General features: G+C 37.6%; 4 protein-coding genes. 3 read left to right on the top strand and 1 reads right to left on the bottom strand.

The genetic code is table 11. The features are described from left to right. Nucleotides 1-203: zinc ribbon domain-containing protein (locus I215_RS16430; RefSeq protein WP_008992717.1), on the top strand; the 203-nt coding region annotated here is incomplete at its 5' end. On the opposite strand, the gene I215_RS14360 is transcribed toward I215_RS16430, so the two are convergent. Then, nucleotides 195-524 carry a hypothetical protein gene (locus I215_RS14360; protein ID WP_008992716.1) on the bottom strand — a complete coding sequence of 110 codons (330 nt, stop codon included), beginning with the start codon at nucleotides 522-524 and terminating at the stop codon, nucleotides 195-197. The genes I215_RS16430 and I215_RS14360 overlap by 9 nt on opposite strands. A gap of 136 nt (nucleotides 525-660) precedes the next feature. Here I215_RS14360 and I215_RS14355 point away from each other — a divergent pair, with 136 nt between their 5' ends. Together I215_RS14355 and I215_RS14350 are read left to right on the top strand one after the other, a co-directional pair. Beyond that, nucleotides 661-3459: a triple tyrosine motif-containing protein gene (locus I215_RS14355; RefSeq protein WP_008992715.1), complete on the top strand. Its 2799-nt coding sequence runs from the start codon at nucleotides 661-663 to the stop codon at nucleotides 3457-3459. A 275-nt stretch (nucleotides 3460-3734) separates the two neighbouring features. Beyond that, nucleotides 3735-6704 carry a SusC/RagA family TonB-linked outer membrane protein gene (locus tag I215_RS14350; protein ID WP_008992714.1) on the top strand — a complete coding sequence of 990 codons (2970 nt, stop codon included), beginning with the start codon at nucleotides 3735-3737 and terminating at the stop codon, nucleotides 6702-6704. The last annotated feature ends 1 nt before the right edge of the window (nucleotide 6705 follow it).

Below are 6705 nucleotides of genomic sequence, written 5' to 3'. Positions count from 1 at the left end.
AAGAATTAAACCTTTCTGATAGAGAATGGACATGCGAGAATGGTCATCACTTAGACCGTGATTTGAATGCTGCAAAGAACATCCTAAAAGAAGGGTTAAAACTATATCGGCAGGGACTGTCGATTACAAAGGTGGAGGATGATTCAGTCTACTACGGTAGCACGTCCGTTGAAACCCGAAGCCTATCTATCGCATTAGCGTAGATGGGTAAGTTCACTTTTAAATTCAAAGACATACATCTTCCTTTCTGACAAAGATGTTTCGTTTTTAAAATACAACACTAATTGATCTTTATCTTTAAACTCTGCCTCAAAGTCAAAGCAGTTCGTAGCGTTGAGCATATTGGTGAGTTTCTCAATGTTAGTTTTCACGATCAGGGGATCTATTCTACATGGCAGATTTCGCTCGCCTAAAATAATATCATTCTTTCCATCGACAAAACGATTGAGTACCCAATGATTTTTTTCAAAATTAATATCTTGGGTGCAACTATAAAGAATAAGCTTGTCTGATACTTTACACATAATTAAATTGTTCTGATCAAGGCACTAAAAAATATTTAACTTTTTAAAATCCTATTAACTGTAATAAACATAGCGTGTTACTCAGTTCACTAAATTTTTTATCTTTACTCTCAACTATACCTAATTCTAACTAACTATGTTGAGGCGTACAATTGCTTCCCTTTTGATACTGTTTTGTTGGGGACTGTTCTCCCAAGAACTCCCTCCAATCCAGAATTACACTCCAAAGACTTATAATGGAGAATACCAGAATTGGGCAATTTCTCAATCCTCTTCTAAACTTATTTACATAGCAAATCATTCTAGCCTTTTAGAATTCGATGGGTATACGTGGCGTAGTTATAAGTTACCATCAGCATCCATTATTCGATCCGTTGAGGTGGTGGATGACAGGATTTATACGGGGTCTTATAGAGAATTCGGTTATTGGACAAAAGAAGATAGTGGACAATTGAGTTATACATCTCTCTCGGCCTTATTGGATTCACCTGTTTCTATGGACGAAGAATTTTGGGATATTTTAGTTCATGATCACTGGGTGCTATTCCAATCTCTAGATCGGATTTACATTTACGACTTATTTGAAAAGGATTTTAAAATTATTGAAGCCAACTTAGCAAAAGCCAAACTACATAAAATAAAGGATAAGGTCTATTTTCAAAAAGCTCGAGAAGGCCTGTTTACCCTAGACAAAGGAAAGCCTGTTTTGGTGACAGATCACCAGGTGTTAAAATCACAGTCTTTAATTGGTCTTTACGACTACAAAGGAAACCTTTTACTTGTTACTGATAATGCGAGGTGGTATTTGTATGATCATAACAACCTTTCGTCCTTTTCAACGGATATGGATTCATTGGATCTTAGGATTTATAGCAGTATCAAATTATCCGATGATACATTTGTTCTTGGGAGTATTTCCAATGGGTTTTTTCACTTAGACCAAAATGGACATCAAATCCGCAATGTTAACCAATCTAAAGGTCTTAACAATAATACGGTACTTTCACTTTTTGAGGATGCCGATAGCAATTTATGGTTGGGTCTTGATAACGGGCTTAGTGTAGTGAATCTGCACTCTCCCTTTAACGAGTATATTGATAAACTCGGAAAGTTAGGAGTCGTTTATGCGGCATTAAACCATGAAAATTATCTCTACCTTGGAACTAATCAAGGACTGTTTGTACGACGCTCTGATAGTCAAGATGATTTTAAAATGATCAGAGGAACCCAAGGACAGGTATGGAGTCTTCAACGTGTTCATCAAACAATTTTCTGTGGGCATAACAGTGGTACCTTCGTAATTCGAGGTGACCAAGCGGAATTGGTTTCTGATTTCAGAGGAACCTGGGGAGTGAAAGCAATAGCACAAAGAGATGATCTTGTATTACAAGGAAATTACAATGGGTTAAGTGTACTTGAAGAAGAAAATGGCCATTGGTCTTTACGCAATATAATTGAGGGATTTGATACCTCAAGTCGGTTTTTCGAGATAAACGATTTAGATGTTGTGGTAAATCATGAACAAAAGGGCGTATTTCACTTAGTTTTAGATACCGCATTACAAAAGGTAGTTAGGGTAGATAATGTTGGACCTATTAGTCACAGTTCTAATCTTTTCCAATTCCAAGGTCAGTTATATTATAAAACTTTTACAGGTATATATACCATCGATGATAAGCTTACAGATATCACCTTGGATAGTGCTATGACCGATATAGTGTTTAAAGATAATCAACGCCCTATTAGTATTTTAATCCCAGATTCTTTGGAACAAAGGGTTTGGTACTTTACAGAAAATGGTATAAAATACATCCATCAGAGCAGCTTGAGTGGGAAGTTAAATGACTTTAATATTCCCATTCCAAATACATTGAGTAATAATTTAGGAGTAAGTGGTTTTGAGAATATCTCAAAGATTTCAAATTCGCGTTACCTTATAGGAAGCTCTAATGGATATATTTCACTTGATCTAGAAAAGGTCAATCCAGTGCTTCATCAGATTGCCATTCACGCTATTCAATACGGCGATTATCAAAATGTCTCTACTAAAGCGCATCTTGGTCAACAAGGCCAGTTTAAATATTTAAACAACAATCTGAAATTCCAGTATAGTGTACCTGAATATGATAAGTATACTGATGTAAGATATCAATATAAATTAGATGGTCTGTATGAGCAATGGAGTCAATGGTTAGAAACTCCTGAAGTTACCTTTATGAACCTTCCATTTGGCGAGTATACTTTTAGCGTAAGAGCTTTGGCTGGAAATAATCTTACAGAGAATACCGCACATTATAGTTTTACTGTGGCTAGACCATGGTACCTCTCGGCCACGGCACTCACTTTTTACGCGCTTAGTTTATGTTTCTTGTTTTTTCTAATCCATCGAATCTACAAGCGACACTACAGAAAAAAGCAAGAAACTCTTATCCTAAATAATCAAAAGGAACTGGAACGTCGTAATCTACAGGAGAAAGAACGCATTAGCCACATACTTAATGAGAAGCTACAGAATGAAATTGAAGGTAAGAACAGGGAGCTTGCCATCTCCACAATGAGTATTTTGAAAAAGAACAAATTTTTATCCTCCATAAAGTCTCAGCTTAATATGATTCCAGAGAAGGATAAGCGGATTAGACTTGTGATTCGAGAAATCGACAGTAATATCAACAGTGAGGATGATTGGAAATTCTTTGAAGATGCTTTTAACAATGCTGACAAGGATTTCTTAAATCGGATTAAAGCCAAACACGAAAGCCTGACAAATAATGATCTTAAGCTCTGTGCTTATCTTCGTCTGAACCTCTCTTCAAAGGAAATAGCACCTCTATTGAATATTTCAGTGAAAAGTGTTGAAATGAAACGCTATAGGATTCGTAAAAAACTTGAGCTCCCACATCAAGAAAACCTTACGGACTATATATTGAATTTCTAACCAAAACTATTTGTAAGATCTAGCTACTCTACAAACGTTAAAAACACCTCTACAATGGCTCTACAAGGTGAGTTCTTAGCATTGTAATGGTACAATATTCTGGTTTAAGTGATTTATAGAATTCTCTTGTAATATAGGGTGTTGTGAAGTTAATTATGCCTTTCGATGCGGTATATTGAAACTGTAGGTTTTTAATAGAGGCTTCTTTTGGAAGATTGATAGGGTTAGGGGTTATATTTATAACTCTAACAAAAAACTCTAAAAATCTAAACAAAATGAAGTATGGCATTCTAACCATAGTACTATTACTATGTACGGGATTTGGCTTTTCACAATCCAAGACCGTGAGTGGGACAGTATCAGATAATACTGGGCCTATACCTGGAGTGAACATCCTTGTAAAAGGAACCACTAGAGGTGTTGTAAGTGATTTTGATGGAAACTATTCTATTGATGATGTTTCCCAAACTGATGTTCTTGTATTCAGTTATATTGGATTTGTAACCCAGGAAATAACCGTGGGTAGCCGGGAGGTCATCAGTCCAATATTAGAAGCTGACTTTCAAGCATTAGATGAAGTAATCGTCGTAGGGTACGGTACACAAATTAAAAGCAATGTGGTTGGTGCGGTGTCCAGCATTGAGGTTGAGGAAGCGACCACAGTTCCTACCACCAATGTTTCTGAAATGCTCCGCGGTAGAGCGGCGGGGGTACAGGTGAACCTAGGTGATGCTAGACCTGGTGGTAATTCTGATATTGTAATTCGTGGTAATGTGTCAGTTGCTCCTGGAGGTAATGCCCCATTAATTATAGTTGATGGACTGCCTTATGACAACTTAAACGATGTTGCTCCTGATAACATTGCAAATATTGAAATTCTTAAGGATGCTGCCTCAACGGCTATTTATGGATCTCGCGCCTCTAATGGGGTGATTCTTGTGACCACTAAAACAGGGAAACAAGGTAAACCTAGAATTGACTACCACGGATATACAACCATTCAGGCACTCACCAAAAACTTTCATCAATATACTGGACAACAGTATATCGACTTAAAGAGAGAAGCCAATAGGAATAGATTTACTGGGGACTATCTTAACGATGAAAATATCTTTTCTCCATTTGAACTTGAGGCTATTGAAAACAGAAATTTTGTAGATTGGGAGGATCTGGTATTAAGGGATGCCGTTATCCAAAGTCATTCACTTTCTCTATCGGCTGGAGGAGAAAACACCAAAATATTTTCCAGTGTTAATTACTTTGATCAACAAGGAATTATTCCTAATTCAGGCTATAAAAGAGGATCTTTTAAATTAAACTTAGAACAAAGGATTAACGATCGGTTATTGTTAAGGGGGATATTAAATTATCAAAATGCCAAACAAGACCGTGAAACTGGGGGACTTAACTTTACCACCATCACACCTTTGGCAAAACCTTATAATGATCAAGGTGAATTAGAGAAGTTCTACTTAGGACCTACAAACACTGCGGTTAACCCGCTGTGGGACCAAAGAGAATCCATGGACGAGAGTAAAATTAACCTTACTGATGTGAGTCTTAGTGTAGTGTATGATATTGCACCGCAGCTAAGTTATACCTTAAAAACATTTTTAAGAAATAGGAACACTAACAGGGGAATCTATAGAAGTTCTCTTCACTCTGCTGGAGATGAAGGAAATGATGGTATAGGGGTTCTTTCAAATACTTTGTTTAAACAAGTTTTGGTAGAGAATATCGTGAATTATACTCCTGAGCTTAACGATAATCACTCTTTAGATTTTACAGCAGTACAAGGTTTCGATGAACAGCGAAATGAATACACCCAATTGGATAAATCTGGGTTTACCAATGACGCATTAGGTTTTAATGGTAATGCCACGGTTCTTCTCAACAGTATCAGAGATGTTTCTCAACGTCGACTGCTTTCATTTATGGGTAGAGTTCGTTATGGGTATCTTGATCGTTATTTACTTGAGGCTACCGCTAGGGCGGATGGAGCTTCTGTGTTCGCAGAGAACAATAAATGGGGTTATTTCCCAGCGGTATCCGTTGCATGGAAGATGCACAATGAGCCTTTTATGCAAGCAGTGGATGCGGTGGATGAAATGAAGTTTAGAGTAAGTTACGGAAACACGGGAAATCAGGGGATTAATCCTTTAGAATCACTTGGGGTTGCCGATGATGTTCCGTATGTGTTTGGTGGAGAAACAGTGGCGGGAGCTACGCCTTCTTCTCGTTTGCCAAATCCAAACCTTAAGTGGGAGACAACCACTACCTTTAATGCTGGTGTAGATTTTAGATTGTTCAATAACCTTTTTGAAGGGACATTTGAGTACTATAAATCCAATACAAAGGATTTACTTTTAGACAGATCCATTGCAGGAACTACTGGATTTAATGTTATGCGATTTAATGCCGGGGAGCTAGAAAATCGAGGAATAGAAGCTTCTTTAATGACTAATTTAATCCGTAGTAACTATTTTAGATGGACCTTGGGATTGATTTTTTCAAAAAATGAAAATGAAATCATTGCACTAACGGGTGAATTGGACGATGACGGTAATCCAATTGATATGACCGATACTTGGGGAAGAAGATTGTCAGTTGGTCAATCTATGAACAACATTTGGCAACCGAAGTATGACGGAATCTATCAAGAAGGAGATGATATTGCTAATTCAGGAAACCCCTTAGCACAACCAGGTGATGTCAGAGTAGTGGATCAAGATGGAAATGGCCAAATCGACGATAGGGATAATGTATTTACTTCTACCGATCCAGATTGGTATGGATCCATTACCAATACGATTTCCTATAAGAATTTTGATTTATTTGCGGATATCTATATTGTACAAGGCGCTACTAAGCTCAACCCTGTACTTGCAGACGGTGAGCTTTGGAAAGGGGCTATTAATGGAATTCGAACCAAATATTATACGCCTGAGTATCCTTCTACGGAGTATCCACGTCCAAAACCAGATACGCATTTACACTTGTATTCTTTCGCCGTTAGAGACGCTTCTTATGTCAGGCTTAGGACCCTTTCCTTGGGTTACAATATTCCAGGGGAAAGTCTTTCGAAGTTTGGTATAAAGAGTGCCAATGTATATGTCACTGGCACCAATTTATTTACTTCCACTGACTTTAGGTCATACAGTCCAGAGCAACCACCAGTATCGGGTTGGGAGTCTGAATTCCCTGAAACACGGAATATCACCTTAGGCGTAAAAGTAGGATTCTAAA

It is taken from the genome of Galbibacter marinus (genome assembly GCF_000300875.1).
In the GTDB taxonomy this organism is placed as follows: domain Bacteria; phylum Bacteroidota; class Bacteroidia; order Flavobacteriales; family Flavobacteriaceae; genus Galbibacter; species Galbibacter marinus.
Note: the sequence above shows the minus strand (reverse complement) of the source record. Positions and strands in the feature narration are given on the sequence as shown.